Genomic DNA, 17,003 nt, shown 5'->3' with positions numbered 1-17,003 from the left:
CTTCCTGGCATCGGGTTTTGTCTTTCGAAACTCGCTTCTCGCAACGCGTTACTGGGTTATCGCGCCGCCAGCGACGCTCCTACGGCAACTTGAGATGGGAGGGAGAGATATGACCTTGTGTCAATTCGATACCGTCACCGTGGAAACCGTGCAAGGCGATATCGCAAACCAGCCGGACCTGGGTGCCATCGTCAACGCGGCCAACGCCGAGTTGCGTATTGGCGGTGGGGTGGCTGGCGCCATTCACCGGGCCGCCGGACCGGGGCTTGAGAAGGAGTGCATTCCGCTGGGTCCCATCCGTCCCGGCAAAGCGGTGATCTCCGGCGGCCACAATTTGCCCAATGCCCATGTGATTCATTGTCTCGGCCCGGTGTATGGGCGGGATGAACCGTCGGATCAGCTGTTGGCGTCCTGCTATCGGAAAGCGCTGGAGCTGGCGGAACAGCACGGTATTGCCCGCATCGGCTTTCCGGCCATTTCTACTGGGGTATTCGGCTATCCGCTGGCGGAGGCAGCGCAGGTGGCGTTGCGGACGATCCGTGATGCCGCGCCGACCCAGGAGGCGGTGAGCCAGGTGCGCTTCGTGCTGTTCAGCGATGCCGACCTGGCTGTTTTCGACAGAGTATTAAAGGAGCTGTAGAGGCCATGCGAAAATGGCGACTACATAAAACAGGGAGAGAAAATGTACGCCGTGATTTTTACCGCCATCGTAGGTGATCCGGACAGCCGTTACCGGCAGATGGCCGAGCAGCTACGGGATCTGGCCATGGCCGATTTCGCTTGCACGGATTTCATCAGCGTCACGGAAGGGGAGCAGGAAATCGCCCTCTCCTACTGGCCGGATGAGGCGTCCATCAAGGCCTGGAAAGAACAGGCCGAGCACCGGGTCGCCCAGCAGCTGGGCAAGCAAGGCTGGTACAAACACTACAAGGTGGAAGTGGTGAAAATCCTGCGGAGTTATTCCGGCAACTAACCGGTTGCCGTAGGCGCGTTTCTGGCGGCGCGATCACCAGCGTAAAAGACACGACTCACACGTTTAAGCGAAGCCGCTGTAGGCGTTCCTCTTGAGGGGCGAATGCGAGCCTGGGCGAGGAGGAGGGCTATGCCTGTACCACCATCACCCTGGTGACGCATGGTACTCCTGATCGCCCTGCGGGCGATTGCCACACGACGCGTGGTTCGTCCCTCAAGAGGCTTATTCGCTACGCTCTGTTCCTGCAGCGGCTTTGTAGATGCCGCGGGAGCCTGGTTAGTTCAACTGCCCTTGCAACTCCATCACATCCACCGTTCTTTCCGGGTTTAGCGGGTCGATTAGCGTGTTCGCGTCTTTGTACACCCGCGGCGTCTGGTACAGCATCGCCACCGCTTTCACATGGCTGGGTGCCACATAGCGTTCCGGCATTTCCTGTTCCAGCCAGGCGCGCACCTTGGGGGCCTGATCCGAACCCATTTTCGGGAACAGGTGGTGCTCCACATGGTGGCTGAAGTGAAAGTGCAGTGGGTCGATCCAGCGCCAGGCGCGCACGCTCATGGAATTGTCCACCGGGTGATTGTTGTCCATCTGCGGGCGCAGCATGTGGTTGGTGAGGATATAACCCTGGCCGATGAAGTTGATCATCATCATCGGAATCAACACGGTGAAGATGGCCAGCGGGCCGGACACGATGGCCAGCGTGATCCAGGCGGCCATGCACAGGTAGGACTGGCGGATGGCCTTTTTACGGTCGAAGCCCTTGAACTCTTCACGCTTGCGGGTCTGCAGGCGCAGTACCAGCTGGGCATGAAACATGAAGGAATAGAACAGGAACAGGTAGCTGTACCAGGTGCCGCCACCGGGGGCCAGCTTGGTGAAGTTGGCCGTCTTCGGGTGTTTCTCGTAGCGGTGCATGGTGCCGAAAGAGTCCGGGTCCTTGTCGCCCAGGTTGGTATGGGCATGGTGAGCCACATTGTGCCAGCGGCGCCAGAACTCCGGTGGCACCAGCGCCGGGCCGAAGCCGATCCAGCCCAGCGTGTTCTGCATGCGCTTGCTCATGCCCAGGGCGCCGTGCAGGACCTCGTGGGCCAACAGGGCCTGGCACGCCAGGGTGTGGCCGGCGAGCAGGGACAACAGCAGGTTGCCCCACCAGGGCAGGTTCAGCACCAGAATGGCGGCGATGCTGCCGATGATGACGATATTGAGGGGAATGAACCACAGCGCTCGCAGGGGGCGGGCCTTGAAGGCGCCGGGGCCCAGATCCTTCTTCACGGCATCGCGAATAGCGCGGGCATCATCGGCGCCGAACTGGCGGCTGTAAGCGGGTGAATCCGTCGTCATGGGGCTGTCCTTGGATTGTGCTGGCTGAATGCAGCCGGGAAATTCCGAGGCAGGCATTGTCGGAGAGAGGGGGCCAACGGCGAAGTGCAGGGTTGGACACTTTTCGGTCATTTCCGGACAGGTCAAAAAGTAGCGTATGATGGACCCATGAACCGTGACCGCTTTATCCAGCTTGATCCGGGCACTGGCCGCTCGCCGGTGCCGGTGAACTACGTCCGCAATCTGGTCGAATTGATCAGTGATGTGGGCGTGGATACCCGGCGTTTGCTGCGCCAGGTGGGGCTAACGGAAGAAGAAGTTTATAACCCGGAGCCTGCGTTGCGTTTCGAGCAGTTCCGCCGGGTGATGGTTGGGGCCCGGGATATGACCGGTAATCCGGCACTGGGCCTGGCCCTGGGGCAGCAATTGACGCTGACCGCCCACGGCCTGCTGGGGTATGCGGCGATCAGCAGTGCCGACCTCGGCGATGCCCTGCGTTTGCTGGAGCGTTATTTCCGCACCCGTACCCGGCTGTGTGTACCGCGTATTGAGCCGACCACGGAAGGGGTGCGTTTCTGCCTGCTGGAAAGTGTGCCACTGGGTGATATTCGTGAAACCTACCTGGAAGTGGTGGTCGCCGCAGTGGTGGGTGGCATCCGCTACCTGCTGGGCGAGCGTTTCCGTGGCGCCGTACTGGAGCTGCCCTACGCGCCGCCGGCGCACGCGGAGCGCTACCGCGAGCTGCTGCAAATGCCGGTTGAGTTTGGGGCGGAGGTGGCCGCCTTGCGGTTGCCGCATTCCTTGCTCAGTGAACCTTTCACCTTGTCCGACCCGGCATCCCGGCACATGGCGGCGCAGAAATGCGAAGAAGAACTGCAGCGTCTGGAAGCGGATCAGGACTGGGCCAGCCGGGTCCGTGCGCGCCTGATGCAGGCAGAAGGTATGCTGCCCAGCCTGGAGCAGCTGGCCGGCAACTTTCATGTGACCTCGCGGACCCTGCGTCGCTATCTCAATGCGTTGGGCGTGAGTTATCGCTCCTTGCTGGAAGAAGTGCGCATGACCAAGGCCATGGCTTATTTGCAGGCCAATATCACCGTGCAGCAGGTGGCAATCAAGCTGGGCTACGCGGACCCCAGCAATTTCGCCCGCGCTTTTCGCAAATGGACCGGCCACCCGCCCAGTCATTTCCAGCCTTAATCCCAAGCCATGCTCCTTTGTATTGTAGGCGTTCCCTTCCTGGGGACGAACGCGCAGCGAAGCAGTGGCCGCCGTTGTGCTGCTCGCCTTACAGGAAAAGGATCACCCGGTGAACAGAGGATTGGCTTTCGCCAATATCGCGCTAAGCGCGGTTCGTCCCCTGGAAGGGAACTCCTACAGCTGCGCCCTCGTCACTCGCTCCATCTGGCAATCCCCTCCCCATAACGCTAGTGTTCCTCGTCTGTTTCAGCAAAAACAACACTCCTATGAGTAACCACGAACCTGTCCTGCTGGTGTCCCGGCACAATCACCCTCGCGGCAGTTGCCAGCGCGGGCGTATGCAGCGCCAGCGCCTGATTCATCGTGCTTCCTACGTGGTGGTACAGGATCTGGCTGGGCGCGTCTGTGTGCAAAAGCGGGCGGCGGACAAGCATTTCTACCCCGGTGGTTGGGATCTGGCGGCGGGCGGGGTGATGCGTCCGGATGAGTCCGTGGCTCAGGGATTGAGCCGGGAGCTGCATGAAGAGCTGGGGTTGCAGCGTCAGTTTTCCCGCTGGCAGTGGTTCTGGTTCGCCAACCCCCATCACCAGGTCTGGGGTGCATTGTCATCGACGGTGGCCTGCCCGGATTCTGTTTCCCTCAGTGACGAAGTGGTCGCGGTGCAATGGTTGCCCGTCCGGCAGGCACTGGCCTTGCCCGGTACCACTCCGGATACCCGTCACGCCCTGTCCTTGCTGTTGTCATCGTCTTTCTGAGCGTTTTCGTCCTTGTGGCTGCCGGGCCGGATGGTTAGTTTCATTTCCTCATGCAAAGAAGGATGAGGAAGTTATGTCCCAGCGATTCAGTGTGGCCGGTAAGCGAATTCTGATTACCGGCGCGTCCAGTGGTTTCGGTGCGCATTTTGCGATGGCACTGGCTGAAGAAGGGGCGGACCTGGTGCTGGCCGCCCGCCGTGTGGAAAAACTGGAAGACACTGCCAGAGCCGTTCGTGATCTGGGCCGCGACGCCACGGTCGTGCCCATGGATGTGAGCGATCACGCCAGCGTTGAGGCCGCCTTTGCCGACATGCCGGCCCTGGATGTGGTGGTGAATAATGCCGGTGTGTCTCACGAAGGCCCCACCGAAAATATTGCCGAAGACGAATGGGACCGAGTGGTCGATACCAACCTGAAAGGGGTCTGGGCCGTTTCCAAGTTTGCCATCCAGCAATGGAAGCGCGATGAGCGCCCCGGCAGCCTGATCAACATCGCCTCCATTCTTGGCTTGCGAGTGGGAGGACGTGTGGCTCCTTACACCGCGTCCAAGGCAGCTGTTGTGCAGTTGACCAAATCTCTGGCTTTGGACTGCGCTCGCCACAATATTCGCTGCAATGCCATTTGCCCGGGTTATGTGGAAACCGATATCAATCGGGATTTTTTCAACAGCCCGCTGGCTGAAAAAATGCTCAAGCGCATTCCTTATCGTCGGCTGGGTGATATCGACGAGCTGGTTGGCCCGCTGTTGTTGTTGGCTTCCGACGCATCCTCCTACATGAGTGGAGCCATCATCGCCGTGGACGGCGGGCACCTCTGCAATACCCTCTAACTGAATTCACCGAGGACAGATCATGGATTTTTCCCTGAGCCCGGAAATTGAAAGCCTGCGGCAGAAAGTCGCCGCTTTCGTTGAAGCGGAAATCATGCCGCTGGAAAATGACAAAGCCAATTACGATGACCATGAAAATTTCAAGGAAAGCGTGGTTGATGCGCTGAGAGAAAAAGCCAAAGCCGCTGGGCTGTGGGGCTTTCAGTTACCGAAAGAGCGGGGCGGCCTGGACGTGGGCGTGGCCGGCATGGCGGTGTTATATGAAGAGGCTGCACGTAGCCCGTTCGGGCCGGTGGTATTCAACTGTGCGCCGCCGGATGACGGCACCATGGTTTTGCTCAACAAGATTCTCAACGACGAACAGAAAGAGCGCTGGCTGCAACCCATGATCGACGGCAAGGTGCGTTCCGCCTTTGCCATGACCGAGCCGGAAGGCGGTTGTGGTTCCGATCCGTCCCTGACCTACACCTCGGCTACACGTGAAGGTGACAACTGGATCATCAAGGGCCGCAAGTGGTTTATTACCGGGGCCGAAGGGGCGCAGACGTTTATCCTGATTGCCAAGACCAGCGATGATCCGCGCAAGGGCCTCACCGCCTTCCTGTTCGATGCCGATCAGCCCGGCTGGGAAGTGGTGCGCCGCATTCCCATCATGGGTCCGGAAGAGCACGGTGGTCACTGTGAACTCAAGTTCGATGGACTGGTGATTCCCGACGAGAATCGTCTGCTGGAAGTGGGCGATGGCCTCAAGGTAACCCAGATCCGTCTCGGCACCGCGCGCCTGACGCACTGCATGCGTTGGCTGGGCCTGGCCAAGCGTTGCATGGAAGAAGCGGCGGATTATGTGGAAAACCGCATGAGTTTTGGCACCACCCTGGCCGAGCATGAAGGCGTGCAGTGGATGCTGGGTGATGTGGCCAAGGACATTGAGGTGGGTCGTCTGCTGACCATGCAGGCTGCCTGGATGCTGGATCAGGGTGACTTCGCCAAGAAAGAAATTTCCATGGCGAAAATTCACGTGGCTGACACCTTGCACAAGGCGGCTGACACAGCCATTCAGCTGTGCGGTGCCCGTGGTTATTCCAAGGACACTCTGCTGGAATGGATCTACCGCTACGCCCGCCAGGCCCGTCTGGTGGATGGCGCCAGCGAAGTGCACAAGATGGTGCTGTCGCGTATTTATTTGAAAGAGAAGCGTGGCTTCTTCAAGTGGGGGGTGTAGGGCTGCTTCGCAGCGGTAACACGTGAGACGCAACACGCTTAACGCAACAGGCATCACGCTAAAAGCCCCGCTTCGGCGGGGCTTTTTAGTGCCAGAACGGTGGGTGGCGCACCATGGGTATCAATCGATTTTTGTAGGAGTTCAGCTTGAGGGACGAACCGTGCGTAGCACGGAATCGGCGGAGGGCGATTAGAGGTGTCCGGGTTTGTCAGGTAATTACCGAAAGCATCTTCGGTCGCTTCGCTGTGCCCGGTTCGCGTCTCAAGCGACGCTCCTATAGGGGGGGCAGATTTTTTCAGGGTGCTCCTGTGTCGCTGTGCTTCCACAGGGCAAGCGCAAGATGGGGTTACCCGTTTGTCGCCCGCCGCAGGGTTCTGGCCGGTGTTTCTCCGAAATGGGCCCGGTAAGCGCGAGAAAAATTACTCACGTGAGCATAGCCTGTTTTGTCCGCCACTACCTTCACCGGGTGCTCGCCGGTTTCCAGCAGTTGTTGTGCCAGGGTCATACGCTCATTGCGAATGAACTCCGCGAAAGTCTGATCGTTTTTCAGTTTGAACAGTTGATCCACCCGGCTTTCTGTCAAACCAACATGGTCGGCCAGGGTGGGGATGGACAACGGCGAGTCCAGGCTGCAGCGCACTTGATCGAGCAGCTCCTGGTAGGCCTGCTCTTCCCACATGGGCAAGGCACCATTGGTGAACGATGCATCTTCCAGGCCTTCAATCAGTTCAGACAAAAACAGGTTGGCGATGGCTTCCAGTTTTAGCTCCCGGCAGGTGCCATTGGCATGCTGGGAAAACAGCCCGGAAGCCAGTTGTCGTAACCGGGTGCTGGGTGTTTGTGTGCGGACATGGACGCTGTTGCCGTAGGGCAGGTCAAACTCTTGAATCGCGGCTGGCAGAGTGCCGCCGAGACGCTCGCGCAGCGTTTTCAATGTCGAGGCAGCACCGACATGGCGAACCAGTTGCCCTTTGAATAACTGGAAGCGGGAGCCGTGCTGGTCAATGCGCATCAGAACCGCGTTGTTGGGATCAAAAGTGTAGCGATTACCGTTGGGGGCAAGCAGTTCGGATTGCCCTTGAATATGCAGGGCGCTACCGATCCAGGGCTCGTTAAAAGCGCCCTGCATTTCCAGAAAGCAGTCGTCCAGCGCTTCATATTCCAGCCGGTACAGCACGATGCCGGAAGCAAACTCCAGGCGCTCCATGCGCCCGCGTACACCGGGAATATCGAAGGTTTCCCCGCCGGCCATGTAAAGGGTGTGGGTGCTGCCGTGCGATGAAATGGTGTCAGTAATCGCCATGATCCTGTGCCATGCGTTGTTATTGTCGGCCCGGCTGCGGATTGCGGCTTGCAAGAAGCCGGACGGGAAATGATAAAACACCGGAAAGTGATAAAAGCGAGACGTGGTTCTTGCCTTCCCCCGCTTCTACCCTACAGGGCTATTGGTGGAAAATCATGTACCGGGGGCCTCATGTCACAGTTCACTCAGCGCCATATTGGGGGGCGTTGTCTTGTCCGCGCTGGATTCTATCCTGTTTCCAGCGCGGTTTTTTCTCTGCTGTTGTTGTTTCCTCTGGCTGGCTGGTCCGCAACGGATGGTGCCGACGGCACCGGCCATGACGGTACCACCGGGGGGCAGGGTGAGAATGGCGGCAATGGCAGCCTGTTCAGTGACGGAGGTGATGGTGGCGACGGCATGAGCCTGCTGTTTACCGGGCATCCTTCGTATTCGGTTGGTGGATTACCTGCCGGGTTTGATTGGGCAACGGATATGACAACGCTGGCCGGTATCCAAAATGGTGATCAGTTCAGTGTGACTGTCGACGGTGTTACTTCGATTATTACCATTAACACCGGTGTCCGAATTTCCGAACTGAGGAATCAGATTAATGCGGTGCTGGCGCCCTATGGGATGACAAGCATCGCTTTCAATCGCGGAGGGGGCAACTTTACGCTGGATCTGGAGGGCAGCACGAACTTTCTGTCTATGGAGCTGGCGAATGTAACCGGAACGCCGCTGTCCTCCACAGGGATCGACTTCGGTGCCCTCCCGGTGGTTGTGGGCAGCAGTCCTCCGCCTTTTGAGCACGGCGGCGATGGCGGAGACGGCGGCATCGGCACCTCTCCCTTTCCGGGAGATTTTTACTTCACGTATGCCACCTCGGGTGGCAATGGCGGTGCAGGCGGCTCTTCAGATTACTTTTATGGTAATGGTGGCAACGGTGGCGATGGCGGTGTCGGGCTGCACATTACCTCGCCCGGTGACACCTTTACACTGTTTTCCGACGCGGCATTTCATGGCGGCAATGGTGGCAACGGCGGTGCGGGTGGTGCAGGGGGAATTGGTGGCGATGGTGGTGACGGTGCTGTGGGCATTCAGGCGGACGCCAGCGCCGAAATCCATATTAAAGCCGGTAACCTGGTGCAGGGCGGTGACGCTGGCCTGGGGGGAGGCGGCGGCACCGCCGGTGCCGATGGCATCGGCGGCTATGGCATTAGCGGTTCTGATCTTGCCATAAGGCTAGCGGGCACGGTGAACGCGGGGGCCAATCAGCCCACGGCGATTCACTTCGCTGGGGGCGACAACAGGCTGACCCTGGAAAGCGGCTACAACCTGGGCGGCGATGTGCTGGCCAATGGCAGTAATGATACCTTGGTGCTGGGTGGCGCCAATGGTGATTTTGATACCGCCACGGTTGGTACACATGCCTCCGATATTTTCCGCGGCTTCGAAGCTTTTGAAAAAGAGGGGGCAGGAACCTGGACGCTGACTTCGGCCAATGGGCTGGACTGGTGGGTGCGTAAAGGCACGCTGGTTGGAAATGAGCGGAATTTGTCAGGGAGCATCCAAAACAATGCGTCTGTTGTAGTGCGCCATGCGGGAGATTTCACGTATTCCGGCGTCATCAGTGGCAGCGGCGATGTGGTTTGGGATATTTCACCGTCGGGTCTCATGGTGGAACATCAGCAGCACTACACGGGGCTTACGCATATTACTCGCGGGCGATTGATCGCGAACTCCTTGAATCCGTTTGCGGGCGATATCCGCATCGATGGTGGGTCTGAGCTTCTACTCAATGGATCAGGGCCAACGGTTCCGTATGAGGGCACTATTTCGGGGGCAGGGGATGTTGCCGTGGGAACCTACAATACAGCCATCTGGAATGCCGATCATACGTTCAGCGGGAGGACGGGTATTGGGCGCGAAGGAACTCTGACACTGGGCACTGGCGGCAACACCGGCTCCATTGTGGGTGATGTGAGGTTTGATGCGCCGTTTGGTGGCTTCTCCGGCACTCTGGAAATCAACCGGGCCAACGACTACCTCTATGACGGTGCAATTTCTGGTGAAGGTAACCTGATCAAGAACGGCGCCGGCCATTATATCCTGTCGGCGGACCATGCCATGACCGGCACCGCTACGGTGAATGCCGGCGGCATGGTGGTGAACGGCGCCATGAATGGTGTGGCCTTCACCGTAAACAATGGCGGCCTGCTGGGCGGCAGTGGTTCGCTGGGCAATACCACGGTGCAATCCGGTGGCACCCTGGCGCCGGGCGATGGCCTGGGCACGCTCTCCATCAACGGCAACCTGACCCTGGCCCAGGGCAGCCTGCTGGATTTTGAGTTTGGCGCACCGGGGAGCGATTTCTCCACACTGGGGCAAAGCGATAGTGTGGCCGTTGATGGTGATCTGGCCATCAATGGCTCGACACTGACCCTCAACGACACCGGCAGCTTTGGGCCGGGTTTGTATCGCCTGTTTGATTACACCGGCACCCTTTCCGAAACCAACGGCGGCCTGCAACTGGCCAACCCGGACTCTTCGCTCACCCTGCAATACCTGTCTGGCCCTCGGCAGATCAATCTGCTCAATACTGGCGACATGACGCTGAACTTCTGGAATGCCAACGGCCTGGCCAGCGGCTCCACCCAGGGCGGTGGCAGCGGCACCTGGACGGCCAGTAACTCGGTCTGGACCGATGCCACTGGCGTTGTCACCGGCCCCATGATCCCCAGCCCCGGCTTTGCCATCTTCGCCGGCGATGCGGGCACCGTGACGGTGTCGGATGTGGATGGCGCAGTAGAAGCGCAAGGCATGCAGTTCGCCAGTGATGGCTATCACGTATCGGGTGACGGCTTTACGCTGGCCGGCACTGACGGTGAAATTCGTGTTGGCGATGGCAGTGCGGCCAGTAGTGGCTACGAAGCCTCCATCAGCAGTGTGATCAGTGGCAGCAACGGCTTGATGAAAACCGGAGAGGGCACGCTGTTACTGGATAGCAGGAACGACTACGTCGGTGACACGGTGATTGCCGCGGGCACGTTGCGGGCCGTGACGAATGAAGCGCTGGGGGATGCCAGTAACCGCCTTGTTCTGGATGGCGGTACTTTCCATGTAGAGGGGGCAGTAATGGCAGCCCTTTTTAACCGTTATCAATTGGCACTGGGCAGCCAGGGTGGAACCCTGTTAATGCGTGATTCTGTGACTGTCCGCAGCGATCTGACCGGTACCGGGGGGCTAACCGTGAGGGGCTCCCACGCTCTGGACCTGAAAGGCAACAATGACTTCTCCGGCGGCCTAATGATTGCCGGCGGCATTGTGCAGGGTGAGGTCAGCGCATTGGGCTCCGGTTTCATCGAGAATAACGATGAGCTTGTGCTGCTAGATGCCGGGCAAGCCGAGCTGAGCAATGACCTGTCTGGCTCCGGCTTGATCAGTATGAGCGGCGGGGGCGAGGTTCGTCTGACTGGCAACAATGCCCTGTTTGGCGGCGATTTCGGCCTGTTTAACGGTGCCTTGATTGGTGACGTCGATGCCTTTGGCGGCGCCACCATCGAGAACCAGTCTCGCCTGGTGCTGGATCAAGCGGCGGACGGTATTTTTGACAACACCCTGTCCGGTAGCGGCGACCTGGAAAAAACGGGCAGTGGCGCAGTGAGTCTGGATCAGGATGCGGTTGCCTTCAGCGGCAATACCGTGATTCAGCAGGGGCGCGTCAACGCCAACAGCAACTGGAGCAACAGTGCCTTCACTGTAGTGAACAGCGGCGTGCTCGGCGGCACCGGCCAGGTGGGTGATACCACTATTGAGTCTGGCGGTACGCTGGCCGCAGGCAACTCCATTGGCACCTTGAACATCAACGGTGACCTGACCTTCAACAGTGGCAGTCAGCTGGCACTGGAAGTGGATCCGGCCAGCACCAGCAGCGACCGGATCGAGGTCAGCGGCCAGGCCAATCTGGCAGGTTCGGTGCTGCATGTGGGCAACGATGGCACCTACCAGCCTTTCAGCACCTATACCTTTCTCAATGCCGCCGGTGGCATCAATGGCCAATTCGATGACGTGACGTCCAGCTATGCCTTCCTGAACCCGGTATTGAGCTACGGCAGCAATACCGCATCGCTGGCATTGCTGCGCAATGATCTGTCGTTTGTCAGCGCGGCACTGACTGAAAACCAGCGAGCGGTGGCCAGCAACGTGGATGGCATGGCCATGACCCACAGCCTCTATCGGCAGGTGTTACAGATGAGCAAGACGCAGGCCGCCGATGCCTTCCAGGCGTTTAGTGGTGACAGCCTGCTGGCAGGTCTGACGGCCGGGCAGCAGCTGCAACAGCGGTTTGCCACCGGCATGCGCCAGCGCGGTCGCAACGCGGGCGGCCAGTCCGGTGGGGGAATGGATGCCCGTGTGTCACAGCAATTGCAGGCACTGGCCGCGCCGTCCGATCCTTATGCGCAGGCAGCCGCAGCCAGCCCGGTGGCTCAGGCCGCGGGCGGCGGTGCGGGGGGCAAGCGCAACGGTGTCTGGGTGCAGGCCCAGTCTTCCCGGTTTGAAGAAGACAGCCAGGGTGATATCGGCAATGCGGCCTATGCCTTCCGGGGGGATCAGTTGGCATTGGGCGTCGACCATCAGTGGGATCACTGGCTGTTGGGGGTTGCGGCAGGCAGTGCGGATGGCGCGCTGGATTACGACAATCGTCAGGCCGATGGCGACGTGTCCTCGTGGTTCGCGGGCCTGTATGGCCGCTGGAGCAGTGCGGGGCCCTGGTTCCTGCGCGGTGACCTGAGTTACGGCAGCAGCGATGTGTCCCAGCAGCGTATTGTCATGGGGGCACCGGCGGAATCTGACAGCAGCGTGGACGCCCTGCGGGTGGCGCTGGAATCCGGTTGGGACCTGGCCTGGGGAGAAAACGGCCTGCATCCCTATGCGATGGTTTCCATGGCCCATATCGAGCGGGACGGTTTTAGCGAAACCGGCGGCGGTATTGCCGGCCTGACGGTGGACGACAGTGAGCTGAACATCGGCGAAGCCTGGCTGGGGGCGGACCTGTCCCGCGCCTTCGTGGTGGGCGGCGACTGGTTGGTGGCGGAAGGCGGGCTGGCGGTGGTGCAACCCTTTGGCGATACCCAGGCAGAGCAAACCGCTCGCTTTGCCGGTGCTCAGCAGGGCTTCACCGTGTACGGCGCGGACCAGAACGACACCCAGCTGGCGGCGAATGCCGGGGCGGAATGGTTCATGACCGATGATTTTTCTCTGTGGCTGGGATACCGCGGGCGCTTTGGTGGGGATACCGAAAGCCACGGTGGGCTGCTCAGTGCCAACCTGACCTGGTAAGGAATTAACCATGAAAAAATGCAATGCGTTGGCCGTGGCGGCCAGCTGTGGCTTTCTCTTTCTGGGCGGTTGTGCGGGCAAGGTGCCTGATGATGCCTGGCCGGGGTATCGCACCGACGGGAAAGGGCAGTTGTTAAAAACCGCAGACGGCCATTGCTGGCGAACGGCGGATTGGAGCGAAGACAAAGCCGTGCCGGCATGTGATGTGGCCATCACCGGGGAGCCTGTCGCCGAGCGGGAAGAAGAACCATCAACAGCGGAGGTGGCGCCAGACATTGCCGCACCGGAACCGTTGCGGGTGACCTTTGCGTTTGACTCCGCCGTCCTGACTGACGCAAGCCGGATTGCGCTCAAAGCCTGGTACCAGGAGGTGGCAAGCCTTGAGGGACCCGTGGTGGTAGTGAATGGCTACAGTGATCCTTTGGGCGGTGCCGCCTATAACCTGGCTCTCGCAGAGCGAAGAGCCCAAGCGGTTGCGCAATGGTGGCGACAGCAAGGTGAGGGCATTGCCGATGTCACGGTGATTGGCCATGGGGAAGACCATTCGGTGACTGGTGACCGCTGCAAGGCGCTGCGTGGTGATGCGCTTAAGCAATGTCACCAGCAGGATCGCCGGGTGCAGCTGCTGGTCAAGATGGGCTCCGGATAAACCGCTCTTTACTCTGTAGTAAGGCAAGAAATGATGCCGACGCCGGCAGGTAGAAATTTGGGGTTGTGAATGACGAAAAAACGATGTTTGCAGCCCTCAAGTAAATTTCGCTATTCAAAATACATAATAAACGGAGGGGAATTAGTATGGTGCATTCATCAGAACACTGGATGTCGGACATTTATGAAAGCATCAAAGATAAAGCGTTGAATGAAATCTGTTGGCCTGCTACTCATGATTCAGGTATGAGTTTTGTTAATGATGATCTTTGGTCAGTGGGGGTCAATGACTGCAATGTAGTAACGCAGAATAAAGGAATTGATGATCAACTAAAGGCTGGTGCGAGGGTGTTCGATTTTCGACCCTTTATGTGGATTAGCAAGAGAGGGGGAGATCTCTATCTGGGGCATTTTAATTATGATCCTGCTTCCGGTGCCTGTGGTGAGGATATGGCCTCTGCGTTAAAAGCGGTGAAATCTTTTATTGATAGAGAAGGGAATGAAAAAGAGGTGGTCTTTCTTCATTTTTCCCACTGTTATAAATGGGATACGGGGATGTTTGAGATCGACAAAATGGTTCTTGATCCATTCTCCTATGACGACATTGAATCCCTGAGGCGTGAAATAGAAGGGTTTATCGGGGATGTTATGTATGTTTCGACAGATGAGAAGTTGAATGTTGGAACTCTGAGTCTTAAGGATGTGGTCGAATCCGGGAGGCGGGTGATTGTGACCATCGAGGATAAAAATTTTTCCTCGGACCCAAAAGGCGGATTTTTTACTATTCAGACTCCTCGATACGGTTACATCCATGATCAAGGTAAGTGCGTCACCTACTCCGATTCCGTCAACGTAAAGGCGTTTTATCAGTATGCGGGTACAGATGATCTTAAGGACATGGAGTCGAAAGAAAGGCGGATGCTGGAAAAGTACAGCGCCTGCTATAAATCAGGTGATGGAATTTTTTCCGGTTTTTCCTGGACCCTGACAAGAGTTGATTGGGCTTTCGGTAAGTGTATTGAAAAGCTGGCAGAAGAAGCGAATAACGCCTTCACAGGTAAGATTGAGGATTATTTGAAAGATGGGGTGATAACCAAAGAAATCAAGCCGTCCATGGTCTGGTTTGATTATTATTCAGACTCCTGCCTTGAGCCACTGATCAAGTTGAATACTCTATAATCTCTTGGTGAAAGCGATTGTAGCCTCCATGCCTTCTTTATTTGTTCGGGCCTTGCAGTGTCTGCCGGTAACTGAGTGCTTCTCGGAGGTGGTCTCGCTCCACATTGTCACTACCTTGTAGGTCGGCAATGGTACGGGCCACCCGGGCACTGCGATGCAGAGCCCGGGCCGACAGCGCAAGCCGGTCCATGACCCCGGTAAGCCAGTCCCGGTGCCGGCGCAGCATGGGTTCCAGTTTGTCGCTGCCTAGCTCCCGGTTCAGGCGCTGTTGGCGGTGCCATTGTTGTTTCCACGCATGGCGAACCCGTTGGGCAACCGCCTCGCTGGTTTCTCCTTCCTTGTCGCCCAACAGCTCCTTTGCTTCTACGGCGGGCACATCCAGATGCAGATCAATGCGGTCCAGTAACGGGCCGGACAGTTTGCCCTGATAGCGTTTGGCTTTTTCACAGCGATAACCGCAGCTCTTTTCCGGATCTCCCAGATACCCGCAGGGGCAAGGGTTCATGGCCGCGACTAACTGAAAACGGGCGGGAAAGGTTAGCTGTTGGGCGGCGCGGGCGATGCTGACCTCACCGGTTTCCAGCGGTTCACGCATGACTTCCAGCACTTTGCGGTCGAACTCCGGCAGTTCATCCAGGAACAGAATGCCGTGATGGGCCAAGGAAATTTCTCCGGGCCGCGGGTAACTACCACCACCGACCAGGGCCGTTGCCGAGGAGGTATGGTGCGGTGCCCGGTAAGGGCGTTGATAGAACAGCTGGCTGTTGCGGGGCTGTTTGAGTGAATGAATGGCGGCCACTTCCAGAGCCTGGGCCGTGCGCATGGGCGGCATCAATCCGGGCAACCGCGAGGCCAGCATGCTCTTCCCTGCCCCTGGAGGCCCACATAAAAGCAGGGAGTGGCCTCCTGCAGCGGCAATCTCCAGTACCCGTTTGGCGGTTTGCTGGCCCCGGATTTCCGACAGGCAGCCGCCCTGAAAATGCTGTTTGGAGGGCGGTTGGCACTGGTGGGGTTCCAGGGGTTGCTGGCCGGTGAGATGGGCCGCGACCCGGGCCAGCTGGTTGGCGGCCAGGGTGGGGGTGCCGGGCAGGCTGGCTTCCTCGGCGTTATCGGCGGCGACGATGAGGGTGCGGTCTTCAGCCAGGCAGGCAAGGGAGGAGGGCAGCATGCCGGAAACGGGATTGAGTTGGCCGTTCAGCGACAGTTCGCCAATAAACTCGTAGTTGTCGGTGGTGATGTTACCCAGCTGCCCGCTGGCGATCAGGATGCCCAGCGCAATGGCCAGATCAAAGCGGCCGCCGTCTTTTGGAAGGTCCGCCGGGGCCAGGCTTACGGTGATGCGCCGCTGGGGGAAATCAAAGCCGCTGTTCACCAGCGCGGAGCGGACCCGGTCGCGGCTCTCGCGCACGGCGGTATCCCCTAAACCGACGATGGTGAATGCCGGCAAGCCCGGTGCCAGATGGGTTTCTACCCGCACGGTGCGGGCTTCAATGCCTATCGGTGCCCGGCTGTACAGCAGCGCATGCGTCACGTTTCCTCACAAATTCAATGGCTTGTGAGGCAGTGTACGGCGAGAGGGCCTGCGCACCTGTGCGAGGTTGGTGGCGGCAGACGTAGGAAATCGGACTGTCTGTAGGGGCGTTACGACGATCAGGCTTAGTTAGTTACGAGTTACGAGTTACGAGTTACGAGTTACGAGAAGCGAAAACCTGGGTGGGTTTGTTTTTCGTCACTCGCTTCTCGCTTTTGGGTAGTGAGGGTTCGGTAGGCGCAAACGCGGATCAAGCGTCCGCTGACTTCTCCAGCTCGGCCACCTGTTTCTCCAGCGCTTCCAGTTTTTCACGGGTACGCAGCAGTACCTGTTGCTGGATATCGAACTCTTCACGGGTGATCAGATCCAGCCGGCTGACGGTTTCCGCCAGTACGCTGCGCACGTTGCGCTCTACTTCGCTACGCAGGCCGCCCAGGTCGGTGGGCAGGCGGCGGCTGATGTCGGCCATGAGGCGGTCGATAAAGGGCTGATCGGGCATGACAACGGCGTCCTTGTAATGATGCGCGGATGGTAGCACGGTGTGCGGGGGCGAGGCACCGGCTGGCGCGGGCAAAGAGACTGCACCAACTTGGATCTCGCCCCATTGTGGTGCGCTATAATGGCGCGCTCGGGCTGGATGTTGAATCCAGACCATGATGTAAATCCCTGAAAAAGCATGATTTTCTAAAACTGGCATGGGTCGTGCACTATTTGGGTCAGAGCGTTC

At 58.7% G+C, this 17,003-nt stretch carries 13 protein-coding genes; 9 read left to right on the top strand and 4 right to left on the bottom strand.

Going from position 1 to position 17,003, the window contains the following annotated elements; genetic code table 11:
* Window positions 1–109 precede the first annotated feature (109 nt).
* Both ADG881_RS08920 and ADG881_RS08915 read left to right on the top strand, forming a co-directional pair.
* Window positions 110–640 (top strand): macro domain-containing protein, encoded by a 531-nt coding sequence (locus ADG881_RS08920; RefSeq protein ID WP_007150406.1) that lies wholly within the window; start codon window positions 110–112, stop codon window positions 638–640.
* Window positions 641–682: 42 nt separating this feature from the next.
* Window positions 683–973: an antibiotic biosynthesis monooxygenase gene (locus ADG881_RS08915; RefSeq protein WP_007150417.1), complete on the top strand. Its 291-nt coding sequence runs from the start codon at window positions 683–685 to the stop codon at window positions 971–973.
* A gap of 276 nt (window positions 974–1,249) precedes the next feature.
* Here the strand turns inward: ADG881_RS08915 and ADG881_RS08910 are convergent, their stop codons facing one another.
* Window positions 1,250–2,314, bottom strand: a complete 1,065-nt coding sequence (locus ADG881_RS08910) for an acyl-CoA desaturase (protein WP_039926485.1) — start codon at window positions 2,312–2,314, stop codon at window positions 1,250–1,252.
* Window positions 2,315–2,461: 147 nt separating this feature from the next.
* Here ADG881_RS08910 and ADG881_RS08905 point away from each other — a divergent pair, with 147 nt between their 5' ends.
* From ADG881_RS08905 to ADG881_RS08890, 4 genes are all read left to right on the top strand, one after another.
* Window positions 2,462–3,490 carry an AraC family transcriptional regulator gene (locus ADG881_RS08905; protein ID WP_007149546.1) on the top strand — a complete coding sequence of 343 codons (1,029 nt, stop codon included), beginning with the start codon at window positions 2,462–2,464 and terminating at the stop codon, window positions 3,488–3,490.
* A gap of 266 nt (window positions 3,491–3,756) precedes the next feature.
* The gene (locus ADG881_RS08900) at window positions 3,757–4,245 is read left to right on the top strand and encodes an NUDIX hydrolase (protein ID WP_039926484.1); all 489 of its coding nucleotides are present in this window, start codon (window positions 3,757–3,759) and stop codon (window positions 4,243–4,245) included.
* Between the two features lie 73 nt (window positions 4,246–4,318).
* Window positions 4,319–5,074, top strand: coding sequence for an SDR family NAD(P)-dependent oxidoreductase (locus ADG881_RS08895; protein ID WP_007150216.1), 756 nt, complete (start codon window positions 4,319–4,321; stop codon window positions 5,072–5,074).
* A 22-nt stretch (window positions 5,075–5,096) separates the two neighbouring features.
* A complete protein-coding gene (locus ADG881_RS08890) occupies window positions 5,097–6,296 on the top strand; it encodes an acyl-CoA dehydrogenase family protein (protein WP_007149198.1) in 1,200 nt (399 codons plus the stop codon).
* A 346-nt stretch (window positions 6,297–6,642) separates the two neighbouring features.
* Here the strand turns inward: ADG881_RS08890 and ADG881_RS08885 are convergent, their stop codons facing one another.
* Window positions 6,643–7,599 carry an AraC family transcriptional regulator gene (locus ADG881_RS08885; protein ID WP_007150510.1) on the bottom strand — a complete coding sequence of 319 codons (957 nt, stop codon included), beginning with the start codon at window positions 7,597–7,599 and terminating at the stop codon, window positions 6,643–6,645.
* A gap of 171 nt (window positions 7,600–7,770) precedes the next feature.
* Here ADG881_RS08885 and ADG881_RS08870 point away from each other — a divergent pair, with 171 nt between their 5' ends.
* The 3 genes from ADG881_RS08870 (at window position 7,771) to ADG881_RS08860 (ending at window position 14,745) form a co-directional block, all read left to right on the top strand.
* Window positions 7,771–12,918 carry an autotransporter domain-containing protein gene (locus tag ADG881_RS08870; RefSeq protein WP_050760135.1) on the top strand — a complete coding sequence of 1,716 codons (5,148 nt, stop codon included), beginning with the start codon at window positions 7,771–7,773 and terminating at the stop codon, window positions 12,916–12,918.
* Between the two features lie 10 nt (window positions 12,919–12,928).
* Window positions 12,929–13,567, top strand: coding sequence for an OmpA family protein (locus tag ADG881_RS08865; protein ID WP_007149072.1), 639 nt, complete (start codon window positions 12,929–12,931; stop codon window positions 13,565–13,567).
* Window positions 13,568–13,713: 146 nt separating this feature from the next.
* Entirely contained in the window at window positions 13,714–14,745 is a 1,032-nt protein-coding gene (locus ADG881_RS08860) for a phosphatidylinositol-specific phospholipase C domain-containing protein (RefSeq protein WP_007150261.1), read from the top strand.
* 37 nt (window positions 14,746–14,782) lie between these two features.
* Here ADG881_RS08860 and ADG881_RS08855 read toward each other — a convergent pair whose 3' ends face one another.
* On the bottom strand, window positions 14,783–16,276 hold the full coding sequence (locus tag ADG881_RS08855; protein WP_007149704.1) for a YifB family Mg chelatase-like AAA ATPase: 1,494 nt from the start codon (window positions 16,274–16,276) through the stop codon (window positions 14,783–14,785).
* A 250-nt stretch (window positions 16,277–16,526) separates the two neighbouring features.
* Entirely contained in the window at window positions 16,527–16,775 is a 249-nt protein-coding gene (locus ADG881_RS08850; RefSeq protein ID WP_039926478.1) for an accessory factor UbiK family protein, read from the bottom strand.
* Window positions 16,776–17,003 lie beyond the last annotated feature (228 nt).

The sequence above is a fragment of the Alcanivorax sp. DG881 genome, assembly GCF_000155615.1.
GTDB lineage: Bacteria > Pseudomonadota > Gammaproteobacteria > Pseudomonadales > Alcanivoracaceae > Alcanivorax.
The sequence above is the reverse complement of the archived record's forward strand: the minus strand, read 5'-3'. Positions and strand labels throughout refer to the sequence as shown.

What these genes read in the sequence shown, in the direction of transcription:
- ADG881_RS08920 (WP_007150406.1), top strand. Translation starts at nt 110, where the DNA reads ATGACCTTGTGTCAATTCGATACCGTCACCGTGGAAACCGTGCAAGGC.
- ADG881_RS08870 (WP_050760135.1), top strand. Translation starts at nt 7,771, where the DNA reads ATGTCACAGTTCACTCAGCGCCATATTGGGGGGCGTTGTCTTGTCCGC.
- ADG881_RS08915 (WP_007150417.1), top strand. Translation starts at nt 683, where the DNA reads ATGTACGCCGTGATTTTTACCGCCATCGTAGGTGATCCGGACAGCCGT.
- ADG881_RS08900 (WP_039926484.1), top strand. Translation starts at nt 3,757, where the DNA reads ATGAGTAACCACGAACCTGTCCTGCTGGTGTCCCGGCACAATCACCCT.
- ADG881_RS08860 (WP_007150261.1), top strand. Translation starts at nt 13,714, where the DNA reads ATGGTGCATTCATCAGAACACTGGATGTCGGACATTTATGAAAGCATC.
- ADG881_RS08865 (WP_007149072.1), top strand. Translation starts at nt 12,929, where the DNA reads ATGAAAAAATGCAATGCGTTGGCCGTGGCGGCCAGCTGTGGCTTTCTC.
- ADG881_RS08895 (WP_007150216.1), top strand. Translation starts at nt 4,319, where the DNA reads ATGTCCCAGCGATTCAGTGTGGCCGGTAAGCGAATTCTGATTACCGGC.
- ADG881_RS08905 (WP_007149546.1), top strand. Translation starts at nt 2,462, where the DNA reads ATGAACCGTGACCGCTTTATCCAGCTTGATCCGGGCACTGGCCGCTCG.
- ADG881_RS08890 (WP_007149198.1), top strand. Translation starts at nt 5,097, where the DNA reads ATGGATTTTTCCCTGAGCCCGGAAATTGAAAGCCTGCGGCAGAAAGTC.
- ADG881_RS08850 (WP_039926478.1), bottom strand. Translation starts at nt 16,775, where the DNA reads ATGCCCGATCAGCCCTTTATCGACCGCCTCATGGCCGACATCAGCCGC.
- ADG881_RS08885 (WP_007150510.1), bottom strand. Translation starts at nt 7,599, where the DNA reads ATGGCGATTACTGACACCATTTCATCGCACGGCAGCACCCACACCCTT.
- ADG881_RS08910 (WP_039926485.1), bottom strand. Translation starts at nt 2,314, where the DNA reads ATGACGACGGATTCACCCGCTTACAGCCGCCAGTTCGGCGCCGATGAT.